The organism is Sphingomonas sp. DBB INV C78, from assembly GCF_042693015.1.
Taxonomy (GTDB): Bacteria; Pseudomonadota; Alphaproteobacteria; order Sphingomonadales; family Sphingomonadaceae; genus Sphingomonas_E.
Map to the genome: position 1 here is coordinate 2,311,507 of NZ_CP170544.1, position 22,101 is coordinate 2,333,607.

The following is a 22,101-nucleotide window of genomic DNA, read 5'->3' on the forward strand; positions in this document are numbered from 1 at the left end:
GGCAGGAGGGGAATGATGGGCGCAAGGACCGTGCAACAAGGGAAAGTGCCGCGTCGCCGTCGGTACCTGATTGCAGCTTTGCCGCTCGTTTCCATGCTTGTGGGCGGCGCCAATGCTCCGACCGGCGGGGATCCTGGACAACGCGCCTTCGTGCTCAGCAACATCTATTTTGCATCGGCGCCCGAGGAGGGCGTCTGCCAGCCATTGGCCGCAGGCGGCCTTGAGTCGTTCCTGGCTTCGCTGTCACCTGAGGAGCAGGCGATCTACGGCGCCCAGGGCAAGCGCGCCGAGCTCGAAAAGCTGATGGGCGAGCGTCTCGGGTTCCGGCGCATGGTGCTTCGCGGCGGTTCGTCGAGCAAGTCGCCGCTCGCCCGACTGCCCTCCGATTTGAAGGACGGCGCAGCGCCCACCCTCGAGCAGGTCCGGGAGATCGCAAAGCTCAATGATTTCCCCAAGGGGCGCGGCAAGCTGGCTTTCCAGGACCATTTCCTGGCCTATGACAGCTGCACCTATCCGGAGGACTTTCCTCAGCTCGCACGCGGCTATCGAACCTATGACGGCAAGATCGCTTCGGGGCTGAATCTGGACGATCAGGCCGGCCGATCCTCATTTTCCAGTCCGGAGGGCGAGACGGGCGTCGACAATCAGTTGTGGCGGGCGATCGGCTGCGTCTCGGCCTTTCGGGAATCGGGCAATCCGGCGACGGCCAAAGCCACCCTCTTCTCCGCGCGGGCGCCGACGCTGATCTCGATCTCCGGAATCGACGACCCGAAAAACGACGCCGATGTCACCGTCACCGTGGTCGCGAGTGCCGACGCCATCGCAAAGAATTCGGTTGGCGGCGCGCTGGCGCGGGCGACGTTCGATACCAGTCCCGACCCGGCATTTCGGGCGACCACGCGCGGACGCATCGTCGACGGCGTGCTGACCACCGATCCGGTCGATGTCAGGCTGAATTACAAGGAGCAGATCGTCGACGCCCCGCGCGTGCTCAAGGGCGCGCGCATCCGTGCAAAGCTCCTCGAGGATGGCGGGATCGAGGGCGGCTTCTACGGCTATTACACGCTCGCAAGCTTTTATCAGTCGATCGAGCAGATGACGATCAATGGCGCCAATCTTTCGCGCGTATCCTGTCCAGGCGTGCGCCAGGCGATCGACAAGCTTGCCGATGGGTATCGCGATCCAAAGAGCCGCCGGAATACTGCGATCTCCTCGGCACTGGGCTTCGTGGGCGTGGCGGCCTTCATCAATGATCGCCCCGCTACCGGCATCGCCGCGACGACGACCCGCACATTGGAAGAGGCCCGATGATCGCTACCCGAAGCCTTGCTCTCCTGCTTTGCGCCGCAACAATCGTCCCGATCGCCTTTGCGACGGCCGACAGCGCATCGCCCGCCCCGGAAGGCGAAGCCATTTCAACCGTCCGACGGATCACGGAGCCGCAATATCGCCGGGCAATCGCCGACACGTTCGGATCCGATATCAAGGTCGTGGGTCGCTTCGAACCGGACCTGCGCATCGAGGGCCTCCTCGCGGTGGGCACGAGCGCGGTATCGGTTACCAGCAGCGGTCTCGAGCAATATGAGGCTATCGCCCGCAATGTCGCCGAGCAGGTTGTCTCGCCCGACCATCGCGCGCAACTGCTTGGCTGCGCGCCGGAGGCCGCCGATCCCAAAGGCGCTGCTTGCGCCGGCAAATTCTTCGACAGGGTCGCACCGCGACTGCTCCGCCGCCCCTTGAGCACGACAGAGCGCGCCGGCCTTGTCGCCGATACACTGGCCAGCGGCGCGACACTTGGCGACTTCCATGCGGGCGTCGCCGCGGTGCTTACGGGCCTGATGACCAGTCCGGACTTCCTGTTCCGGATCGACCGGCCAGGTGGCGTGGAGCAAGGCCGTCGGGTGGTCGACGGCTGGGCAAAAGCCAGCCGGCTTAGCTTCTTTCTCTGGAACGCGCCGCCCGATGACGGCCTCCTCGCTGCCGCCAGGAATGGCGACCTCGATCATCCGGCCAGCCGCGCCAGGGTGATCGACGGCATGCTCGCGTCTCCGCGGCTGGCTGACGGTGTCCGCGCCTTCTTCACGGACTTCCTGCAGCTCGACGACATCGACACGCTGGCAAAAGACGCCCGGATCTATCCGGCCTTCTCGAGCGCGGTTGCCGCGGACGCGCGCGAGCAGACGCTCCGGACGATCCTCGATCTCTTGCTCGACCGACGCGGCGATTATCGGGACATATTCACGACCAGGCGGATGGCAATGAACCGGACGCTGGGTCCCATATATGATGTCCCCGTGGCGGAGCGCGGCTGGACATTCCATGAGTTTCCGGAAAATGATCCGCGCTCCGGCATTCTGACCCAGGTCAGTTTTCTCGCGCAGCATTCGCATCCCGGCCGAACCTCTCCGACGCTCCGCGGCAAGGCGATCCAGGAGATCCTTTTGTGCGAAAAGATCCCCTCCCCGCCTGCCAACGTCAATTTCGCCGTCGTCCAGGACGTGGACAATCCGACGCTCAAGACCACGCGAGCGCGACTCTCCGCCCATCTCGACGATGAGGAATGCGCCAGCTGCCACAAGTTGACCGATCCGATGGGTCTTGCGCTCGAGAAGTTCGACGGCGCCGGGCAGTTTCGCCAAACCGAACATGGTGAGCCGATCGACACGACGGGAAGCTTCGCCAAGACGACGTTCGATGGTGCCGCAGCGCTCGGATGGCTGTTCAAGCGGAACGATGGCCCGATCAACTGCCTCGTCCAGTCGAGCTGGCGTTTCGCCAACGGACGCAATCTCGCCGGATTTGACGCGCCTGCGGTCGCAGGGCTGAAGGCCGGCTTCGCGCAGTCGGGTTACCGTTTCATCGATCTGATGCGAGCAATCGCGCTCAGACCCGAATTCTACGAGTTCGCTCCCGGCGAACGGGCGGCGCGACTGGCTGACAATCCCGGCAATTCCACCAAGGGGTCATTGTGATGAGGCGCGATCTGAGCCGACGGGGTTTCATGCTGAAGGGGATGCTCGGCGGCGCGGGCGTCACGCTCGGACTTCCCGTTCTGGACGCAATGCTGAACAATAGCGGCACCGCTTTCGCCGCCACGCTGGGCGGAGCGCCTCTTCCCGTCCGTTTTGGCACATGGTTCTGGGGCTGTGGCATGATCCCGGCCCGGTTCGAACCCAAGAGCGATGGCGCGAATTACGACCTGCCACCGCAACTCGCCCCCATCGAGCCGGTGCGCCAGCATGTAAGCGTGCTCACCGGCTTCGACGTGCTGCTCGACGGCAAGGGCAATCTCCCGCACATCTCGGGCAACACGGCGGTTCGCACGGGCGCGCCTGCGGATATCTGGCAGGCGATCCAGGGGCCGACCTTCGACGTCACCATCGCCGACCAGATCGGCAGCGGTGCCTATTTTCGTTCGCTGGAGCTCAGCGCGGACGGCAATCCGCGCACGAGCCATTCGTTCAGGAACGGCAACAGCATGAATGCGACCATCCCGAACGCGGTCGAGCTGTACCAACGGATATTCGGACCCGACTTTCGCGATCCCAATGCCGCGTCCTTCACTCCAGACCCCAAGTTCATCGTGCGGCGGAGCGTGCTTTCAGGCGTCACCGAACAACGCGCCGCGTTGGTGAAGCGGCTTGGGGCCGCGGACCGGGCGCGTCTCGACCAATATTTCACCTCGGTGCGGGAAATGGAAGAAAAGCTCAGCCTGCAGCTTCAAAAGCCGCCGCCCGCCGAAGCCTGTGTCCGCCCCGAGGCGCCTCGCGCGCTCGCGGCCGGGGCCGATCTCACCGATTTCGACACGCGTCGTGCCAACCACAAACTGATGGCCGAGCTTCTCGCCATGGCCGTCGCGTGCAACCAGACTCGTGTCTTCAACATGAACCTGACGACCGCCGCTTCGGATCTGCGCGTGGCAGGCGACACCACAGGATATCATCAGACGACGCATGAGGAGCTGATCGATCGCTCGGTCGGTTACCAGCGCACGGTCGACGCATTTGCGGTTCGCAACATGGAAGCCTGGGCCGATTTTGTCGGGGCGATGGCCGCCATTCGTGAAGGCGACGGGACGCTGCTCGACAACATGCTGATCGTCGCCCATTCCGACGTGTCCTATGCCAAGAACCATGATGTCGCCGGCGTCCCGGTGATGCTGGCTGGACGCGCGGGTGGCAAGGTCAAGCCGGGATTGCATGTGCGCGGCGGTGGACAGCCGATATCGCGTGTCGGTCTCACAGCGCAGCAGGTCATGGGCGTCGCGGTCGACAGCTGGGGCACCGATGCCATGCGCACGAACCGGCCGATCAACGAGATTCTCGCCTGAGCCGGGCGACGACTCCAAATTTGAGCAGGAAAGGACTGGAATGCAATTCGATCTTACCGGGCGGGTTCTGGCTGCCCTGATCGCAGGGAGCACGTTGCTCTTGCCTGCCCAGGCGGCGCCACCCGGCATCGCCGCTGCCGTCAAGGCTCGAAAGGCCAATTACAAGGAGATCGGCGGCGCGTTCAAAACCATCAGCGATGAGGTGAAGACGGGCAGCCCTGACCTCGCCACCATCCGACCGCTCGCGCGCGATATCGCTACGCGCGCCCAGGGGCAGCTCAAATGGTTTCCGAAGGGCAGCGGCCCGGAATCCGGCGAAAAAACCCGCGCCAAATCCACGGTGTGGACCGATATGGCTGGCTTTAACCGCGCGCACGCAAGCTTCGTCACCGCGGCCAACGGCCTCAATACGGCGATCGCAAGCGGCAATGCGGCGCAGATCGCGCAGGCGCAAAAGGCGCTCGGCACCACCTGCAAGACCTGCCATGACCGATATCGCGAAACCGACTGAGCCGGCGGCCATCGCCCCGTCTCGACGCGTCCTGGTTTGGGATTTGCCGGTTCGGCTGTTCCACTGGTCGCTCGTCCTCCTGATCGGAGCGGCCTGGTGGACAGCCGAGCAGCGCGAGCTCGAGTGGCACCGCCTGGCGGGCTACGCCATTCTGACGCTTATCCTGTTCCGGCTGGCCTGGGGCATATGGGGTAGCACGACCGCGCGCTTCAGCCATTTTGTCGCGAGCCCGGTCGCCGTCCGAAACTATCTGTCCGGGCTACCGTTGCGTCGCCCGTGGCACCGCTCGGGGCACAATCCGCTGGGCGGCTGGAGCGTGCTGGCCATGCTGGGCCTCCTGGCAGCGCAGGTCCTGCTCGGTCTGTTCGCGGTCGATGTCGACGGGATGGAATCCGGCCCCTTATCCTATCTGGTGGACTTCGACGCCGGCCGCCTCGCTGCCGAAACACATGCCCTGACCTTCAATCTGCTCCTCGGATTGATCGGCCTTCATCTTGGCGCGATCCTGTTTCATCGCCTCTATGGCGGGAAGAATCTCGTCGCTCCGATGATCCATGGCCGGGCAGATCAGGTTGCGGGAGAAGAAGATATGCGGCCAGCGTCCAACCTGTCCGCCTTGCTGATCGTGGCAGCGCTCGCAGGCGCCATCTGGTTCTGGGTTGGTTAGGTGGCGCACCCTTAGGTGCGCCACCTGACACTCGCCGTCAGCGATCGGTGAAGGCTGGCGCGCGCTTTTCGAGAAAGGCCGCGACCGCTTCCTCATGATCGGCTGTATGATGGGCCAGCGCCTGATAGGCCGCGGATAGCTCGAGCAATGGTCCCAGCTTCATATCCTGTCCCTCGCGGAGCAACCGCTTGGCAAGACGCGTGGCATGCCCGGGATTGGCGGCTATCTTCCTCGCTATCTCCTGTGCCGTTTCGAGCAGCCGATCGGCCGGGACGACGGAGCTTACCAGACCATATTCGAGCGCCTGGGCGGACGTGATCATGTCTCCGGTCAGGGTCATGAGCGAGGCGCGCGCCATGCCGATGACGCGTGGCAGCAGCCAGGCGCCACCATCACCTGGAACGATGCCAAGCTTGACGAAGCTCTCGGCAAAGACCGCATTGTCCGCGGCGACGCGGATATCGCACATGCAGGCAAGATCGAGGCCGGCGCCGATCGCCGGGCCGTTGACCGCGGCGACCACCGGCACCTCAAGCTCGTAGAGCGCCATCGGAATGCGCTGGATCCCGGCACGATACTTGTTGCGCAGATCCAGCGGCGATCCTGCAAACATGCCCTTGCGATCTCGCATGCTCTTCACATTGCCACCGGCGCAAAAGGCGGAACCCGCACCAGTCAGGACCACCGCCTTCACGCTCGAATCCGCAGCCACGTCCGCGCAGAATTCCTCGATCTCGCCGATATGCTCCTGCTCGGAAATGGCGTTCCGTTCGTTCGGGCGATTGAGCGTCGCAGTGACGACCGCACCGTCTCGCTCGACCAACAAGAATTTTTCCACGGTCTTCACTCTCCTCCTGGGTTTCACGGCAAAGGGCTAGGCGTGCCTTGCGCTCCGAGCTAATATCGATTTTTCTTTCGCCGATATGATTTGGATATCATGGATCTCCGACAGCTTCTCTATTTCACGACGCTGGCCGAGACGCTCAACTTTCATCGCGCCGCGCAGAAGCTGAACATATCCCAGCCGCCGCTGACGGTCGCCATCCGCAAGCTGGAACTGGATCTCGGCGCACAATTGTTCGTGAGGGGCTCACGTGGAGTGATGCTGACCGCTGCCGGCGAGGCCGCGCTCGAGCCGGCGCGGGCGGCCCTTGCGCGGGCGGAGGAGGTTCGTCTGGCGGCGCAACAGGGGCAGTCGGGCGAGCGCGGCCAGTTGCGCGTGGGCTTTGTCGGTTCGGCCATCTATTCGCTTCTGCCCCGGATCATTCCCCCTTTCCGTCGTCAATATCCGCAGGTCGACCTCGTCCTCGAGGACTCCACGAGCGTGGATATCGCGCGCCGGATCCGAACCGGCGATCTCGACGTAGGCCTGGTCCGGCTTCCTCTGCTTGATGGCAGGGACTTGATCGTGAAGGTGGTGGAATCCGACGAGCTGATCGCCGCGGTTCCGGCCGCCAGCAGATTTGCGGCTTCCGGCAGCCTCGCCCTCGCCTCGCTCGCGAGCGAGCCGTTCATCCTCCATACCCGCATCAGCGTTCTTCACATGATCGGGCTGATGGCCTGCCACGAGGCAGGGTTCATGCCCCGCGTCGCCCAGGAGGCGACCCAGGTGCACACCATATTGAGCCTTGTGCAAAGCGGCCTCGGCGTCGCGCTCGTGCCGGCGCGCACCACGCGCCACGTACCCGAGGGCGTCCGCCTAGTCCGCCTCGATCACCCCAAACCCATCGAAGCCGGTGTCGCAATCCGGGCGGAAGGGGCAAGCCCTGCCGCCCTGAATTTTCTCGCGCTCGCCCGGAGTGATACACAGTCAGTATCGCCGGAGGCCAAAACAATATTGGACGATCGCGACCAATAAAACAGATTATCGCTGCCCATCGCCGAAATGGCCCATGAGTGCAGTGACCGCCTTGTTCGAAAGCCTAGCGCCCACTTCCATATCCGCGCCAGACGAAGATCTGAGGGCGAAGATCAGAACCTTCATCACGGAGGCGATGCCTTTCGCCGCGCTCGATCGACGGGCCCGTTCCTGGCAGGGCTTCGACGCAGCCTTCAGCAGGCGACTGGGCGAGGCAGGGTTTCTCGGCCTGACGCTTCCGCCCCGTTATGGCGGCGGCGGCTACGGTCCATTTGCCCGCTTCGTCGTGGTGGAAGAGCTTCTGCAGGCCGGTGCTCCGGTCGCGGCCCACTGGATCGCCGACCGGCAGAGCGCGCCACTAATCCTGAACTATGGCGACGAGGCGCAGCGCGAATTTTATCTGCCTCGCATCTGCGCAGGGCAGGCATTCTTTTGCATCGGCATGAGCGAGCCCGGTTCGGGCTCCGATCTTGCGAGCGTGCGCACCCGGGCCGAGCGAATGGCGCGCGGCTGGCGGCTCAACGGACAGAAGATCTGGACCACCAATGCTGCCCAGAGCGATTATATGATCGCTCTCGTGCGCACGTCGGGAACTGCGGGCGATCGGCAGCAGGGATTGTCGCAGTTCATCATCGACCTGAAGACGCCCGGCATCGTGATCAGGCCAATCGTCGACCTGACCGGCGACGCTCATTTCGCCGAGGTGTTCTTCGATAATGTCGAACTTGGCGACGACGCGCTCATCGGCACGGAGGGCGAGGGCTGGAAGCAGGTCACTGCCGAACTCGCCTTCGAGCGATCCGGCCCCGAGCGCATCTATTCCAGCATCGTGCTTGCGGATGCCTGGATCGCCCATGTCGCTCGCGCCGGACGCAACGACCGCGCGACTAGCGCCCTCGTCGGGCGCCTGACAGCCGAGATTGCGACCTTGCGGACGATGTCGATCGCGGTAACCGCCCTGCTTGCACAGGGCCAGAGCCCGGTTTTCGAAGCGTCGCTGGTCAAGGATCTCGGCACCAGCTTCGAGCAGGCATTGCCCGCCTGGATCGGCGACGATCTCGCAGCGCATCCCGAGGAAAGCGTCGCGCCCGAATTCCATAGGACCGTCGCCTATCTGAGCCAGATCGCGCCGAGCTTCTCATTGCGCGGCGGCACGCGCGAAATCCTGCGCGGCATCATCGCGCGCGGACTGGGATTGCGCTGATGACCAGAGACGAACTTCTTGAACCTTTCGATCGACTTCTGGAGGATAGCTGTCCGCCGTCGGTCGCGCGCGCAATCGAGGCCGGGGGCTCGTCCACAGCTTTATGGACGCTGATCGACGCCTCGGGATTCCTCGACGCGCTCGTGCCCGAAGACGCTGGCGGCGCCGGATTGTCGCTTGCCGACGCAGCCCCCTTGCTGATGGCGCTCGGGCGCCACGCAGTCCCGCTTCCCGTCGGCGAAACGATGATCGCGCGCGCCCTCATCGCCGGCAAGCGCTCCGAACAGCCGTCGGGTCCTGTGCTGCTCGTTCCGGAGCATTGCAGCGCGCCGATACCGATGGCGCGTGCTGCAGGTGATGCGCTCGTCCAGTTCGGCGATCATTACATCCTTGCGCCGCTCGCTCAGGCGGAGCTTGTTCCGGCCAGCACTTCGGATCCTCTGACCGCAATCCTGCGCTGGCCGGCGAGGCTGAAGGGCCCCTCGTTTCCGGCGTCGCGCGATTTGCGAGAGCTTGCCGCAATCGTCGCAAGCGCGGCCATCGCGGGCGCCGCCGGGCGTCTGCTCGAGATGACCATCGCTTATGCCAATGACCGAACGCAGTTTGGCAAGCCGATCGCGCGTCAGCAGGCGGTCCAGCAGCAAATGGCCGTCATGGCAGAGCAAGTGATTGCCGCGCGCATGGCCGCCGAGATCGGTTGCCGCGCAGGGATCTCCGGCGGTCGGGCAGCGGCAGCAACCGCAAAATGCCGGGCGAGTGCGGCGGCGCTCGTGGTCGCGGACATCGCTCATGCCATCCATGGCGCCATCGGCATCAGCGAGGAAAGCGACGTACAGCTCTATTCGCGGCGCTTGCGCGAATGGCGGCTGGCGGGGGGCAGCGAAGGCTATTGGGCGTCGGAGCTTGGCCGATTGCGGCTGGCCGCGCCGGCGCTCTCGAGCGTCAATTTCGTTCGCCGGCATATCACCGACACGGACATGGCAGCATGAGAACACCGATTACCGAGTTGCTGGGCATCCGCTATCCGATCGTCCAGGGCGGGATGATGTGGGTCGGCCGCGCCGAACTCGCCGCTGCCGTTTCCAATGCCGGAGGCCTGGGCATCCTGACCAGCCTTACCCAGCCGACCCCCGACGCGCTTGTCGAGGAGATCGAGCGCTGCAGGTCCATGACCGACAAGCCGTTCGGCGTGAACCTGACCTTCCTGCCCAGCAGCAACCCGCCGCCTTATGCCGACTATGTCTCGGCGATCATTGCGGCGGGCGTCACGATCGTCGAGACGGCCGGCAATAATCCGAAGGAATTCGTCGCCCGCTTCAAGGATGCAGGGGTTCGGATCGTTCATAAATGCACCTCGGTTCGCCATGCGCTGTCGGCCGAGCGCAATGGCGTCGATGCGGTCAGCATCGACGGATATGAGGCTGCCGGCCATCCCGGTGAAGATGATGTCCCGGGCCTTGTCCTGATCCCGGCCGCGGCGCGCGCGCTCAGCATCCCCATCCTGGCCTCGGGCGGCTTTGCCGACGGCCGTGGTCTTGCCGCCGCGCTGACGCTCGGTGCTCATGGCATCAACATGGGTACGCGCTTCATGCTCACCAGAGAGGCGCCGATCCACGACCGCATCAAGCAGGCGATCGTCGCGGGCACCGAGCGCGACACAAGGATCATCTTCAAGCCGTTCCGCAACACTGCGCGGGTTTTCCGCAACGCCATCTCCGAGGAGGTGGCGACGCGCGAGCGCTTGCCCGACGCGAGCTTTGCCGACGTCCAGCCGCTCGTCGCGGGCGCACGAGGACGCGGCGCGCTGGAATCGGGCGACGTCGATGCGGGGCTCCTGTGGGCCGGCATGGCGATCGGGCTGATGGACGATGTCCCGAGCTGCGCAGACCTGATCGAACAGATTGTCGTCGACTGCCGCGCGTCGCTCGACGCCGCGGCGCGGCTGGCGGCCTGAGGATCGGGAAAGCATGTCTTACGCGACCATCCGCTACGACATGGACGACGGCCTGCTGCAGTTGCAGCTGAACCGGCCTGACCATCTCAACGCCTTCACCGTCGAGATGGCCGATGAGCTGGTCGATGCCTATACGCGCGCCAGTGCCGACGATGCGGTGAAGGCGATCGTGGTGAGTGGCGCCGGTCGCGCCTTCTGCGCAGGCATGGATCTGTCGGTAGGCGGCAATGTCTTCGGTCTGGACGAAAGCCTGCACCCGACGCTGGCGGACATGCAGGACCGGCTCGAGGATGCCGACATCCAGCGCGGCGTTCGCGACACAGGGGGACCGGTCGCCCTGGCCATGTTCGGGTGCACCAAGCCGATCATCGGCGCGATCCATGGCGCCGCGGTAGGCATCGGCGCCACCATGACCCTGCCCATGGACTTCCGCCTCGCATCGTCGGACGCCCGCTTTGGCTTCGTATTCGGCCGCCTTGGCATCACGCCCGAGGCCTGCTCCACCTGGTTCCTGCCCCGGATCATTGGCTTCGACAAAGCCCTCGAGTGGCTCTTCAGCGCGCGCATTCTGCCGGTCGAGGAAGCCCTCTCGGCCGGCCTCGTTCGTTCGGTGCATGCGCCCGAGACACTACTGGACGAGGCCAGCGCCTTTGCGCGCCGGCTGGTCGCGGACCGCTCGCCCGTCAGCACCGCCTTGATCCGGCAGATGATCTATCGGAACGCAGGTGCTCGCCATCCGATCGACGCCCATCGGGTGGAGTCGCTTGCAATGTTCTACACCAGCATTGCCGACGGCCGGGAAGGCGTCGACGCCTTTGTCGCCAAGCGCAAACCCGTCTTCAGGGGACGAGCATCCGAGCTTCCCCCATTCCATCCCTGGAATGACAATTAGTCCCGGAATTCGGGCGTCGGAGCCAATCCCGTCTTGCAGCCGGCGCACAAAATGGTAAGCACTCACTAACTACAAGAATCGCGACGAGAGGAAACAGAAGTGGCACGAGATCTCGCATCCGCTATCCGACCGGTTGCCGAGCCCCGCATCGTGGACGGCGCCTATAGCGCGGACCAGCATCGCCGAATGGTCGACGTCGTCCGTCGCGAGGGTCCCTGGCAATTGATCCTTGCCCAGCATTTCGCCTCCGCCGAAGAGGTGATCGCGACCATGTCGGGCGCGATGCCCGAAGGCGTCGTCCCCACCTTCGACATGTTCCTGACCCCCAACTTCCGGGGCTATTTCGCCAAATATGGCACCTGCCTCTACCCGGAACTCGAGGACTGCTTTCACAATTCGGAGTTCCTCGCGCTTGCCCGCTCCTACTGGAAGGCGGACTATGCGCGTCCCGACAACATGCTGTTCAACATCCAGGGACCGTCGCACAGCCACGACCCGGCCCACCTGGATGCGACGCAGTTCCGCGGGATCAGCCAGAAGAATACTCCGATCTGGCTCATGAACACCATGACCAAATCCGGTCTCTTCCAGCATTGGCTCATGAAGAAGGCGCAGGTCATCGCCTGGTTCTACAAGGGGACGATCGGCGGCGGCTTCACATACTGGCCGGAGGGCCCTCTCGCAGAGCCGAAGCGGCTTGCCGCGCCCATGTGGAACCGGGCCGTCGTCGTGCAGAACGAGATGATGTACCACCGGGGCGAGGCCAATGGCCCGGTCGACCAGAGGATGCCCGAAGGGCTGGCATTCAACTCCCTGTTCGCGGCCGACCCGGCCGTCGCAGACGGCTGGCAGATCACCACCGATGGCGAAGTCATCCAGAAAATACCGGCCGGTGAAATGCGCTTCCTGGTCCACTGGGGCGCCGAGATCTATTCCGACCTCGACGAGCTCCGGATGGTGATGGAGCATAGCGACGACCTCACCCACGACCAGGTCTTCGACATGTTCATCAAGGATATGGTCGACCGTGGCCACCGCTTCGAGGTTCCGACCGATCCGCTCCATGACCGCGCGTTCATCAAGTTGCTGACGTCGGTCTATGACCTCGGAACGCCGCGCATCTACCCGCTCGAAGCGCCCGGTCCCCACCAGCAGCTGGCGGCCTGAAGAGATGCCCGGGCGAGATGCTTCGGCGTCCCGCCTCTACGATCGACCAATTTCCGTGGAGAAGCGAATTGCGCCTGCCCTGCCCGGCCTTATCCATGACAAGAATGACCAAGCGGAGCCCGCGATGACCGCGACCGCTTCCGGTCCGCTCGCCGGGCTCAAGGTGCTTGATCTCTCGCGCGTGCTGGCCGGACCCTGGTCGACACAGATCCTGGGTGACCTGGGCGCTGAGGTGATCAAGGTCGAGCAGCCCGGCCAGGGTGATGATACGCGACGCTGGGGCCCGCCTTTTCTCGACGATGGGTCGGGGGATTCGGCTTATTATTTGTGCGCCAATCGCAACAAGCGATCGATCGCGGTCGATCTGTCGAATCGCGAAGGCGCGGACCTCATCCGGGAACTGGCCGCGCAATCCGACATCGTCGTCGAGAATTTCAGGGTGGGCGGTCTTGCCAAGTACCGGCTCGATTATCCCTCGCTCAGCGCGCTCAATCCACGTCTCATATATTGCTCGATCACCGGGTTCGGACAGGACGGCCCGTATCGTGACCGGGGAGGCTATGACTTTCTCATCCAGGGCATGAGCGGCCTGATGAGCGTCACCGGCCGGCCCGACGGCGAGCCCGGCGGCGGCCCGATGAAAGTGGGCATCCCGATCAGCGATCTCTTCACGGGTCTCTATGCCGTGATCGCGATCCTGGCAGCGATAGAGGACCGGCATCGGACCGGCCTTGGGCAGCATATCGACTGCGCCCTTCTCGATACGCAGGTCGGGCTCCTCGCCAACCAGGCCTCCAATTATCTCAACGGGGGAATGACACCGCGCCGCCTGGGCAATGAACATCCCAATACCGTGCCCTACCAGGATTTTGCCTGCGCGGACGGTGATGTGCTGGTGGCGCTCGGTAACGACCGCCAGTTTCAATCCTTCTGCAGCCTCATAGGCTTGCCCGACCTGCCGTCGGATCCGCGCTTTGTCGACAACGGCGCTCGCAATCGCAACCGGCAAGCGCTGCAGGACGCAATTCGCCCTGCGGTCGCGACCTGGCAGTCGGACCAGCTCATTGCCGCCATGGAACTGGCCAAGCTTCCGGGTGGCAAGGTCAACGAGATACCCGAGATTCTCGCCGACCCGCAAATTTCGGCGCGCGGGCTCATCCGGCACATGACGCGCTCCGATGGCACCGAGATCCGCGTCCTCGGCTTTCCAGCCAGGCTCTCGCGGACGCCAGCCGATTATCGTCGCGCGCCGCCACGCTCAGGCGAGGACACCGCGAGCGTGCTCGCGGACGTGCTCCGCATCTCAGAACAGCAGATCGCCCGGCTCAAGGCCGATGGCATTATCGCGGAGTCCCTTTGATGCTTGGCCGTCAGCTCATCGATGGACAATGGCGCAGCGAAGGCACGCTTATCCCGACGGTCAATCCGTCGGATCTGGACGAAATCGTCGGCCAATATCCGCAGGCCAGCCTGGCGGATGCGCAGGAGGCTCTTGCCGTTGCGCGGGCCCAGCTCCCGTCTTGGTCGCGCACCAATATCCAGAAGCGGGCCGATATCCTGCGAAAGACCGGCGATTTGCTCCTGGCGCGCGCCAATGATGTGGGAACACTCCTTGCGCGAGAGGAAGGCAAGACCCTCGCCGAGGGCATTGGCGAGACGGTTCGGGCAGCACAGGTGTTCCACTATTTCGCCGGCGAAGTGCTTCGCCATCCCGGGCAATGGCACGACTCGCTTCGTGACGGTCACAATGTCATCGTCAGCTACGAGCCGGTGGGCGTGGTCGCCGCGATTACACCCTGGAATTTTCCGATCGCGATCCCGGCCTGGAAGACCGCGGCAGCCCTTGCCTATGGCAATACCGTCATTCTCAAGCCGTCCGAATTCGCTCCGGGATGCGCCGTGCAGCTTGCCGAGATGCTCGTCGAGGCAGGACTGCCCGCAGGCGTGTTCAATCTGCTCCTGGGCAATGGTCGCGTTATCGGCCAGACGCTTGTTGAGGAAGCCGACGCCGTCACCTTCACGGGTGCAACTCCCACCGGCCGCCACATCCTCCAGATGGCCGCACCTGCGATGACCAAGGTCCAGCTCGAGCTGGGCGGCAAGAATCCCTTCATCGTTCTCGACGATGCAGACCTCGATGTTGCCGTCGAGGCCGCGGCGCAAGGAACCTGGGGTCAGACCGGGCAACGCTGTACGGGCTCTGAAAGGATCATCGTCACCAAGGGCATTCACGATGCCTTTGTCGAGAGACTGATCAAGGCCGTTGACGCGTTCCGGGTCGGTCATGCGCTGGATAGCAGCACCCAGATCGGGCCCGTCGCCAATCTGGCACAGCTCGAGAAGAATCTCGGCTTCATTGAGCGCGCGAGAGCAAGCGGGGCTGAAGTTGCGGTCGGCGGCCACCTGGTCGAGGCGCGCACGCGGGGGCATTTCCTGGCGCCGACGCTGTTCCTCGACACCGACAACAGGATGGAACTCAATCGCGAGGAAATCTTCGGTCCCGTCGCCGGCATCATCAAGGTCGAGGATTTCGATGAGGCGATTGCGGTCGCCGGCGACTGCGAGCTGGCCCTCTCATCGGGGATCGCGACGACCAGTCTCAGGAATGCCGAACGCTATCGCCGCGAATCCACGGCGGGCATGGTGACCGTGAATGCGCCGACGGCCGGCGTCGAATATCATGTTCCGTTCGGAGGGCGGGCGCCGTCCGGCTTCGGGGGACGCGAACAGGGCTCCGCGAGCGCCGAATTCTTCACCGAGATCAAGACCACCTACATCAATCACGGCGTCCTCTGAGCGCCTGGGGAGAGCGGACATTGGTTACGAAGGTAGGATTTATCGGACTGGGCGCGATGGGTCTTCCCATGGCGTCCAATCTCCAGCGGAAAGGCTTCGACCTCAACGTTTTCGACCTTGATCCAGCGCGGATCGACAGGCTCGCGGAGCTGGGCGCGCGCAGGGCATCGTCGATTGCGGAGGCCGCGCGCGGGGCGGACATCGTCGTGACAATGCTGCCGGCGACACCCCATGTCGAAAGCGTCGTACTCGGTCCCGACGGCGTTCTCGCCCACATCGATCGGACCGCCGTGCTGATGGACATGTCGACCATCGATGCGAACGGAACGGATCGTGTCGCCAAGGCCTGCGCGGACATCGGCGTCGCCTTCACCGACTGTCCCGTTGGTCGCCTGGTCCTTCATGCCGAGCGAGGCGAAAGCCTCTTCATGGTCGGCGCGGATGACGCGACGTTCGAGCGGGTGAAGCCGCTTCTCGATGCCATGGGAACCGCGATCCATCGCTGTGGCCCCGCCGGCATGGGATCGCGAATGAAGCTCGTTAACAATTTTATGTTGCTCACCGTGGCCGAGGTCTGCGCCGAGGCGATCACGCTTGGCAGCAAGCTTGGCCTCGATGTCGAGACGATGCGCGACGTGACCGGTGCCACGACGGCGCAAAATGGCCAGTTCCATACGCTGATGGTCAACAAGGTGCTGAAAGGCGACACGCAGCCCGGCTTCACCATCGACCTCGCCTTCAAGGACCTGACCCTGGCGATGACGGCGGCGGCGGAACAGCGGATCGGCTTGCCGGTCGGCGCGGCCGCTCACGCGGTCCTGGGCGGCGCGCGCGCCACACCCTTCGCATCGCAGGACTATTCCGCATTGCTTGATCTGGCGTGCGAACGGGCGGGGATCGCACCGCCGCGTCTCAGGGGCGACGCCTAAATCCGGGACGAGGACGACACATGATGGCTAGTCTCACGGCTGACGACAAGGTTGCGATCATCGAACTGATATCGCGTTTTGCGCACTGCTCCGACTATGGCGACTGGGCTGCGCTTGAAACCCTCTACACGGCCGATGTCGTCACCGAGCTCGAAGGCCATGCCATTCGCTATGAAGGCATCGCCGACCAGATCCGGCACGCACAGGTTTCGGCCGAACAGACCAATGGCAAGAACCGGCATTATTTCTTCAATTTCCTGGTGGGTGAGGCCGACGGTGCGGTCATCGCGGAATATTTCTTCCTGAACGTGAATGCCGGGGCGCAGCCGCTCACCGGACAGATCGTCACAAGCGGTCGAAACCGGGACACTGTCGAGCGAACGCCCGACGGCTGGAAGATCTCGCGTCGCTTCGTACGCTTCGACCAGAGCTTTGATCTCGATTTTTAAGACCTACGGTATCCGTGACGCGGTTCGAGACCCGTCACCCGAGTGCAAGTTGCGTTATGTAAGTAGTCACTACATAAAATATGTGAGTCAGTACTCGCTAAGGTTGCATCCTAATTTGCCACGAGATGCCACCGGAACATTAACAAGGGGAGGCAATTATGAAATCGCACAACCAGCGCATCTTGATCGCAATGCTGTGCACCGGTGTATCGGCCCTGCCCGGGACCACCATGGCGCAAACCACCCAGCAGCCCGCGGCATCGACGGGCCAACTGGATGACATCGTCGTAACGGCGACCCGCGACGCCCGGGCACTCCAGGACGTGCCGATGAGCATCAATGTGGTCACGGGCGATCAGATCGAGAAGCTCAATCTGTTCGACGCCAAGGATATCCAGCGCCTCGCGCCAAGCCTTGAGCTCACCAACACCGACGGCCGCAGCAATGCCGCCACGCTTCGCGGCATCACCTTCAATCCCGACCAGGGCACATCGCCGTCGGTCGACATCTATCTCAACGAAATCCCGGTCGACGCCCAGACGGCCTTTACCGCGATCTATGACCTCGAACAGGTGGAAGTCCTGCGCGGTCCGCAGGGCGCGCTGCGCGGACGAACGGCGCCGGGCGGTGCGATCACCTTCCGCACTCGTCGTCCCGACCTCGACGATGTCGACGGCTACATCCAGGCGACTGCCACGGACCGGTCGGCCTACAATGTGCAGGGCGGCGTGTCGCTGCCGCTCGTTCCGGGTGAACTGGCGATGCGCGTTTCAGCGCTCGTGGACGGCAATCGCCTCAACCAGGTCTACAACGTCAATCGCGACGAACGTTCGCGCAGCCGCACCGAGAGCGCTCGTCTCTCGCTCGCCTGGCAGCCCAGCGACGCTTTCAACGCCAATCTGACCTATCAATATCTCCATGCCGATAACCGGCAGCAATATCAGGTCTTCGGCGAGGGCAACGCGCCTGCGCTCTTCGACCCGACGCTTAGCGGACCGCCCGCCGACGTCGACGACTATATTGCCGTCCACGAGGGACCACGCCGCTACCAGAACAATTCGCACTTCATCAATCTGGCGTTCGATTGGGATCTCGACTTTGCGACTCTCAACTTCGTAGGCGGTCACCAGGACTCCCGCCTCGTCCAGGTGGGAGATTCGGATGTCGGCAATGCCATTCCGAACTACACGTCCATCCAGACCACCAAGACACCCTATAATGTGGACGTCGCTGAACTTCGCCTCGTGTCCAATTCCAATGCTTTCTGGAATTGGTCGGTAGGCGCATTCTACTCGAAGCAGACCGGTACCGTGACGGTGAACCAGAAGGCCGACAGGTTCTTCGTCAACACGCCGGTATCCTTTGGCCTCTTCCTGCCGATCACCGCCGACATCGTCGTCCCGGTCAACAGCGAGCAGTGGTCGATTTCCGCAAGCTCGAGCTTCCAGTTCACCGACAAGCTGAGACTTGAGGTTGCCGCGCGCTACTCGGACCTCAAGAATATCCAGCGCGCATCCGTCACGGCAACCTCGCCTGGCTTCCCCGGCTTCCCGGCCTTTGGGATTCCTTTCATTCCGGCTTTCTCGTCGACCTCGGACGCCATTCCTCCCGAACTCTCGAAGACGACAAACCATCCTCTGACGGGTGGCGCGACGCTTACCTATGAGTTTACGCCTGATCTCACCGCCTACGCCGCCTACGGTCGCTCCTTCCGCGCCGGTACAGCGGGTGTCGGTGTTCCGGTCAATCTTTCCAATGACCTGATCAAGTCAGATTCGGAACGCTCCGACGCCTTCGAAATTGGCCTGAAAACGGCCCTCTTCGATCGCAGGCTCACGCTGAACCTGTCGGCTTTCTATCAAAAGTTCGATGGCTACATCTCGCGCTTCCCCGGCATCAGCTACGACAATGGGGCGCTCAACGTCTTCGGCCAGCCGGTCGGACCGCCCGATGGCAACGTCGATGGCGCCTTCGACTTCAACTATAATGGCGATGCGACCGTGAAGGGCATCGAAGCGACTATCGCCGGCCGTCCGATTGACGCATGGGACTTCTCGGTGAGCGCTTCCTACGTCGAGGCTCGCTTCGACGACGCCGTCCTGCCGTGCAACGACTTCAACGGCGACGGCGAACCCGATGCCGAGGGCGACGCGGTGATCACTGGCCCAGGCAATGTCAGCTATTGCGCCAGCAAGGGCCGTCTTGGCGACGTTCCTGATTTCAGCCTGACCGCCAATACCGAAATTCGCTTTGCGGTCGGCGATCTCGAGCCGTTCGTTCGCGGCCTTTTCTCCTATCGTCCGAGCGTGTTCTCGCAGCGCTCGAACTTCGACTATCAAAGTCGTGAACTGCTCGACCTGTATGTCGGTCTGCGCGGCCTGGGAGACGGATGGGAAGTCAGCCTGTTCGCCAAGAACATTCTCAACCAGAAGCGGATCACCAACATATCGCAGGGCGAATCCCGCACGGCGACCGATGGCGGCGACTATTTGTCCGGCTATCGCATCATCACCGCAACCAATCCGCGGGAGTTCGGGATCACGACCAGCTTCAAGTTCTGAGAGCCGGGGGAGACGGGCCGCGCTTCTCCTCTCCAGCGCGGTCTTTCTCACACTCTGGGGCGACGCCACGACACTGGCGTCGCCCCTTTTTCTATAGAGCCGGCTGGCAACTTCACGCTGAACTCGCGGGGTCGGTTAATGGACGCCTAGCCAACGACTTGCGCCTGTCAGCGTACCGCACACGGATCCCTTGCTTTTCCGTTTGTCCCGCCGCTACGAGGTGTGAGCCGGGCGCCGTGAGATAAGGCGCGGTCGACAGCCAGGGGATGATTGCGCAAGCGGTCGTCGGCACGGGCCGCTCCCGAAGCATCGGGTTCCCTCGCAGGAATTCCAACGCCCGGCCCCTTTTCGAGTCGTCGCGCGGTACGGATCTGACTGCGGCCTCGCCGCAAGCAACCCGCAACGCACCCGCAATCCGGTCCGTCGCAAGCCGCAAAAAGCCTGCGGCCCACCCACTGATGGCGAGGCCATGCATACACCAGAGCCGCTTTCCCATGCGGTCCGGCCGTGGTTCGGCTTTGATGACGGTCATGAAGGGAGACGGGCCATGGCGTTTTCATCGATCATTCCGGGCGGCGGTGAACTGCAACTGATGGGCGCGGGCAATCTCAGCTGGGAAATCCTGCGACGCTCGCCCGACTACCGGCTGTTTGCCGAGCTGCGACCGGCACGGCCGAACCGCGGATACGGCATCGAAATCCTCGAAGCACATCCCGATGCCGCGCCATGGGGATTCCATTTTCGCGGAGGCCCCGACGATGTCCTGTGAGACGGCGCGACTGTTCTGGCGCGCTGAGCATGATCCGCGCGTGATACGGGCAACGGCCGTCCGGACCCGTGCGGGCGACGCAGAAGGTTTTCGGCTCGAGCACTTCGCCAGCATGGCCACCCTCCTGGTCGATCCAGAAGGTCATGAGCAGCTGCTCCTGCGCGACGGCCAGCTGTCGCTGCGGCTCGATATCGAAGGCGATCCGATATTATCGGGACCGGTTCGCCTGCACCTGAAGATTCAGGGGGTCTCGCGGCTCGGCCAGCAGTTGGTCGCGATCCGACGCCTCAACCGGCTGCTCAAATATGGATATCTGCCCCGGAGCCTGTTTCCCGCGCTTCCGCGGCAGGCACGCTGGCGACAGGTGATCACCACCATCGATGCCATCAATGTCGGTGCGACCCAACGCGAGACGGCATGCGCGCTGTTCGGCGACGCGTGCGTGCGGCGCGACTGGAACAGCGGCTCGGGCTATTTGCGCACCCGGGTCCAGCGTCTGGTGAAGGTCGCCCGTCACATGCTCAAGGGCCATCACCTCGACCTTCTCCGGCTCCCGGAGACCGACCGGGCATCCTGATCGCCCTTGCGGGCCAAGCGTTCACCACTTGCCGGGCTTGCGGTCCGCCAGCCATTGTTCGGCAAAGGTGTCGCGGCCGCGCACATCCTGGACAAGCTCCTTCACGAGCCTGGTGAATCCGCCGATCAGCTTGCCGGTCTCGAGATAGACCAGATCGTCCCCCAGCTCTTCGTTGAGCTCCTTCAACGACAATATCGCCACCTGCATCAGCTTGTTGTCGGCGCAACGCTGCGCGAATTCGGGCGATCCGAGCAGCATTGCGGCGACCAGCGCAAAAGGATCGCTCCGGGTTGCCTCGGCAAAGGCGAACAGGCGCTCGAGGCTGAGCTTGCCGCGCCCGGATTCGAAATGCTCGTAGGATCGAAGCGGCATCCCCATGCGCTCGGCGACATCCACGGCGCGCAGCCGCCGTTCCCGACGAATATCGCGCATGGCGCGCGAGAGCATCGCATGGCCTGGCAGGGATTGGCTCGTCGGCACGTCCATCCACGGACCTCGGTACGCTACTGTTTGTCCGTGGCCGCCTCTTGGCTGATCTACGGCCCTCGTTCGCAACGATATTTGCTCACCCTTGTCCATTAAGAAACGATGACAATGGCCGGCGTCAAGCGGCACTGCCGATTCTCTGCGGCTCACCCGCAAGAATCTTGCGGCTGAACTGCGCGCCACTTGCGGACCTTCGCCGACGCGGGCTGCAGTGGCGAGATCGGAGAGGACGAAAGGCCTTCGCACTCCCTCCTCATTGCCGACTGCTCGACACCCCAAGGCGTCACCCGCACAGTGCGACTTCGATGGAGACTGCAGCATGGCGCCGGATCTGCACGGACGGGATCATTTCGAACGAGCCTATGCAGCCCTGCGCACGCGCCTCGAACATCACCATTACCGCTCGGGCGAACGGATCTCGATTTCGTTGCTCGCAAGCGAGCTCGGCCTCAGCCAAACGCCGATCCGTGAGGCGCTGTCGCGCCTCGTCGGACAGAACCTGCTCCTCGATCAGCGTGGCGAAGGCTATTATGTCCCCCGCATCGATGCGCCCCAGATCGCGGGACTATACGGTCTTTACCAGACGCTCCTCGACGCAGGCCTCCGGACGATCCGGTGCCCGCGCGACGACTATCCGCGATCCCTTCCCCTGGCGGAACCCGACGAGACGATCGCCGCTCGCGTTGCGGCCTTGCTGCAGCGGATCGTCCAGAAAGCGAAGGATCCGCCGCTCGCCCAGACCGCGATGCTCGTCGATCTGCGGCTGCGACCCCTCCGCAATGTCGAACAGAAGGTCTTCGACGACCTCGCCCTGGAGGCGGACGAGCTTTCCGGCATCCTCAGCTCAGGCAGCCGCAGCATGGTTCGACGCGCGATCCGTCTGTATCATCAGCGCAGGCAGCGCGCGGCCCACCTGATCCTCGCGCAGGTCAATGACAATGGCCGCTGACT

General features: G+C 63.6%; 21 protein-coding genes. 19 read left to right on the forward strand and 2 right to left on the reverse strand.

Translation table 11 applies throughout. From position 1 onward, the window contains the following. Positions 1–15: 15 nt before the first annotated feature. Genes ACFB49_RS10970 through ACFB49_RS10990 form a run of 5 tightly spaced genes read left to right on the forward strand, consistent with a single transcriptional unit; the run spans position 16 to position 5,508 of the window. Positions 16–1,311, forward strand: a complete 1,296-nt coding sequence (locus ACFB49_RS10970; RefSeq protein WP_380879358.1) for a hypothetical protein — start codon at positions 16–18, stop codon at positions 1,309–1,311. Then, a complete protein-coding gene (locus tag ACFB49_RS10975; protein ID WP_380879360.1) occupies positions 1,308–2,972 on the forward strand; it encodes a DUF1588 domain-containing protein in 1,665 nt (554 codons plus the stop codon). The genes ACFB49_RS10970 and ACFB49_RS10975 overlap by 4 nt, the downstream gene beginning before the upstream one ends. Beyond that, positions 2,972–4,330 carry a DUF1552 domain-containing protein gene (locus tag ACFB49_RS10980; protein ID WP_380879362.1) on the forward strand — a complete coding sequence of 453 codons (1,359 nt, stop codon included), beginning with the start codon at positions 2,972–2,974 and terminating at the stop codon, positions 4,328–4,330. The genes ACFB49_RS10975 and ACFB49_RS10980 overlap by 1 nt, the downstream gene beginning before the upstream one ends. A 40-nt stretch (positions 4,331–4,370) precedes the next feature. After that, positions 4,371–4,841, forward strand: a complete 471-nt coding sequence (locus ACFB49_RS10985; protein ID WP_380879364.1) for a c-type cytochrome — start codon at positions 4,371–4,373, stop codon at positions 4,839–4,841. Continuing rightward, entirely contained in the window at positions 4,816–5,508 is a 693-nt protein-coding gene (locus tag ACFB49_RS10990; RefSeq protein ID WP_380879366.1) for a cytochrome b/b6 domain-containing protein, read from the forward strand. The genes ACFB49_RS10985 and ACFB49_RS10990 overlap by 26 nt, the downstream gene beginning before the upstream one ends. Before the next feature lie 37 nt (positions 5,509–5,545). Here the strand turns inward: ACFB49_RS10990 and ACFB49_RS10995 are convergent, their stop codons facing one another. Then, positions 5,546–6,346: a crotonase/enoyl-CoA hydratase family protein gene (locus tag ACFB49_RS10995; RefSeq protein ID WP_380879368.1), complete on the reverse strand. Its 801-nt coding sequence runs from the start codon at positions 6,344–6,346 to the stop codon at positions 5,546–5,548. 99 nt (positions 6,347–6,445) lie between these two features. Here ACFB49_RS10995 and ACFB49_RS11000 point away from each other — a divergent pair, with 99 nt between their 5' ends. The 13 genes from ACFB49_RS11000 to ACFB49_RS11060 all read left to right on the forward strand — a co-directional run bounded on the left by ACFB49_RS11000 (position 6,446) and on the right by ACFB49_RS11060 (position 20,664). Beyond that, complete coding sequence (locus ACFB49_RS11000; RefSeq protein WP_380879370.1) at positions 6,446–7,366, forward strand: LysR substrate-binding domain-containing protein; 921 nt, start codon at positions 6,446–6,448, stop codon at positions 7,364–7,366. 34 nt (positions 7,367–7,400) lie between these two features. After that, the gene (locus ACFB49_RS11005) at positions 7,401–8,570 is read left to right on the forward strand and encodes an acyl-CoA dehydrogenase family protein (protein WP_380879372.1); all 1,170 of its coding nucleotides are present in this window, start codon (positions 7,401–7,403) and stop codon (positions 8,568–8,570) included. After that, positions 8,570–9,559 carry an acyl-CoA dehydrogenase family protein gene (locus ACFB49_RS11010; RefSeq protein WP_380879374.1) on the forward strand — a complete coding sequence of 330 codons (990 nt, stop codon included), beginning with the start codon at positions 8,570–8,572 and terminating at the stop codon, positions 9,557–9,559. The genes ACFB49_RS11005 and ACFB49_RS11010 overlap by 1 nt, the downstream gene beginning before the upstream one ends. Continuing rightward, on the forward strand, positions 9,556–10,524 hold the full coding sequence (locus ACFB49_RS11015; RefSeq protein WP_380879376.1) for an NAD(P)H-dependent flavin oxidoreductase: 969 nt from the start codon (positions 9,556–9,558) through the stop codon (positions 10,522–10,524). Before ACFB49_RS11010 ends, ACFB49_RS11015 begins: the two co-directional genes overlap by 4 nt. Before the next feature lie 13 nt (positions 10,525–10,537). Further along, on the forward strand, positions 10,538–11,416 hold the full coding sequence (locus ACFB49_RS11020) for a crotonase/enoyl-CoA hydratase family protein (RefSeq protein WP_380879378.1): 879 nt from the start codon (positions 10,538–10,540) through the stop codon (positions 11,414–11,416). Positions 11,417–11,515: 99 nt separating this feature from the next. Next, on the forward strand, positions 11,516–12,583 hold the full coding sequence (locus ACFB49_RS11025) for a hypothetical protein (RefSeq protein ID WP_380879380.1): 1,068 nt from the start codon (positions 11,516–11,518) through the stop codon (positions 12,581–12,583). 124 nt (positions 12,584–12,707) lie between these two features. Next, positions 12,708–13,943, forward strand: coding sequence for a CaiB/BaiF CoA transferase family protein (locus ACFB49_RS11030; protein ID WP_380879382.1), 1,236 nt, complete (start codon positions 12,708–12,710; stop codon positions 13,941–13,943). Then, the gene (locus ACFB49_RS11035; protein ID WP_380879384.1) at positions 13,943–15,379 is read left to right on the forward strand and encodes an aldehyde dehydrogenase family protein; all 1,437 of its coding nucleotides are present in this window, start codon (positions 13,943–13,945) and stop codon (positions 15,377–15,379) included. The genes ACFB49_RS11030 and ACFB49_RS11035 overlap by 1 nt, the downstream gene beginning before the upstream one ends. Positions 15,380–15,399: 20 nt before the next feature. Continuing rightward, positions 15,400–16,308, forward strand: coding sequence for an NAD(P)-dependent oxidoreductase (locus ACFB49_RS11040; RefSeq protein ID WP_380879386.1), 909 nt, complete (start codon positions 15,400–15,402; stop codon positions 16,306–16,308). Positions 16,309–16,331: 23 nt separating this feature from the next. Then, complete coding sequence (locus ACFB49_RS11045) at positions 16,332–16,757, forward strand: nuclear transport factor 2 family protein (RefSeq protein WP_380879388.1); 426 nt, start codon at positions 16,332–16,334, stop codon at positions 16,755–16,757. 158 nt (positions 16,758–16,915) lie between these two features. Next, positions 16,916–19,318, forward strand: a complete 2,403-nt coding sequence (locus ACFB49_RS11050; RefSeq protein WP_380879390.1) for a TonB-dependent receptor — start codon at positions 16,916–16,918, stop codon at positions 19,316–19,318. 469 nt (positions 19,319–19,787) lie between these two features. Further along, entirely contained in the window at positions 19,788–20,087 is a 300-nt protein-coding gene (locus tag ACFB49_RS11055) for a hypothetical protein (protein WP_380879392.1), read from the forward strand. Then, positions 20,077–20,664 carry a DNA -binding domain-containing protein gene (locus ACFB49_RS11060; RefSeq protein ID WP_380879394.1) on the forward strand — a complete coding sequence of 196 codons (588 nt, stop codon included), beginning with the start codon at positions 20,077–20,079 and terminating at the stop codon, positions 20,662–20,664. The genes ACFB49_RS11055 and ACFB49_RS11060 overlap by 11 nt, the downstream gene beginning before the upstream one ends. A gap of 21 nt (positions 20,665–20,685) precedes the next feature. On the opposite strand, the gene ACFB49_RS11065 is transcribed toward ACFB49_RS11060, so the two are convergent. Next, entirely contained in the window at positions 20,686–21,150 is a 465-nt protein-coding gene (locus tag ACFB49_RS11065; protein WP_380879396.1) for a helix-turn-helix domain-containing protein, read from the reverse strand. A gap of 319 nt (positions 21,151–21,469) precedes the next feature. On the opposite strand from ACFB49_RS11065, the gene ACFB49_RS11070 reads away from it, so the two are divergent. Next, a complete protein-coding gene (locus ACFB49_RS11070) occupies positions 21,470–22,099 on the forward strand; it encodes a GntR family transcriptional regulator (protein ID WP_380879398.1) in 630 nt (209 codons plus the stop codon). The last annotated feature ends 2 nt before the right edge of the window (positions 22,100–22,101 follow it).

Coding starts and splice junctions, on each gene's coding strand:
- ACFB49_RS10970 (WP_380879358.1), top strand. CDS start 16: ATGGGCGCAAGGACCGTGCAACAAGGGAAAGTGCCGCGTCGCCGTCGG.
- ACFB49_RS10975 (WP_380879360.1), top strand. CDS start 1,308: ATGATCGCTACCCGAAGCCTTGCTCTCCTGCTTTGCGCCGCAACAATC.
- ACFB49_RS10980 (WP_380879362.1), top strand. CDS start 2,972: ATGAGGCGCGATCTGAGCCGACGGGGTTTCATGCTGAAGGGGATGCTC.
- ACFB49_RS10985 (WP_380879364.1), top strand. CDS start 4,371: ATGCAATTCGATCTTACCGGGCGGGTTCTGGCTGCCCTGATCGCAGGG.
- ACFB49_RS10990 (WP_380879366.1), top strand. CDS start 4,816: ATGACCGATATCGCGAAACCGACTGAGCCGGCGGCCATCGCCCCGTCT.
- ACFB49_RS11000 (WP_380879370.1), top strand. CDS start 6,446: ATGGATCTCCGACAGCTTCTCTATTTCACGACGCTGGCCGAGACGCTC.
- ACFB49_RS11005 (WP_380879372.1), top strand. CDS start 7,401: ATGAGTGCAGTGACCGCCTTGTTCGAAAGCCTAGCGCCCACTTCCATA.
- ACFB49_RS11010 (WP_380879374.1), top strand. CDS start 8,570: ATGACCAGAGACGAACTTCTTGAACCTTTCGATCGACTTCTGGAGGAT.
- ACFB49_RS11015 (WP_380879376.1), top strand. CDS start 9,556: ATGAGAACACCGATTACCGAGTTGCTGGGCATCCGCTATCCGATCGTC.
- ACFB49_RS11020 (WP_380879378.1), top strand. CDS start 10,538: ATGTCTTACGCGACCATCCGCTACGACATGGACGACGGCCTGCTGCAG.
- ACFB49_RS11030 (WP_380879382.1), top strand. CDS start 12,708: ATGACCGCGACCGCTTCCGGTCCGCTCGCCGGGCTCAAGGTGCTTGAT.
- ACFB49_RS11035 (WP_380879384.1), top strand. CDS start 13,943: ATGCTTGGCCGTCAGCTCATCGATGGACAATGGCGCAGCGAAGGCACG.
- ACFB49_RS11045 (WP_380879388.1), top strand. CDS start 16,332: ATGGCTAGTCTCACGGCTGACGACAAGGTTGCGATCATCGAACTGATA.
- ACFB49_RS11050 (WP_380879390.1), top strand. CDS start 16,916: ATGAAATCGCACAACCAGCGCATCTTGATCGCAATGCTGTGCACCGGT.
- ACFB49_RS11055 (WP_380879392.1), top strand. CDS start 19,788: ATGCATACACCAGAGCCGCTTTCCCATGCGGTCCGGCCGTGGTTCGGC.
- ACFB49_RS11060 (WP_380879394.1), top strand. CDS start 20,077: ATGTCCTGTGAGACGGCGCGACTGTTCTGGCGCGCTGAGCATGATCCG.
- ACFB49_RS11065 (WP_380879396.1), bottom strand. CDS start 21,150: ATGGACGTGCCGACGAGCCAATCCCTGCCAGGCCATGCGATGCTCTCG.
- ACFB49_RS11070 (WP_380879398.1), top strand. CDS start 21,470: ATGGCGCCGGATCTGCACGGACGGGATCATTTCGAACGAGCCTATGCA.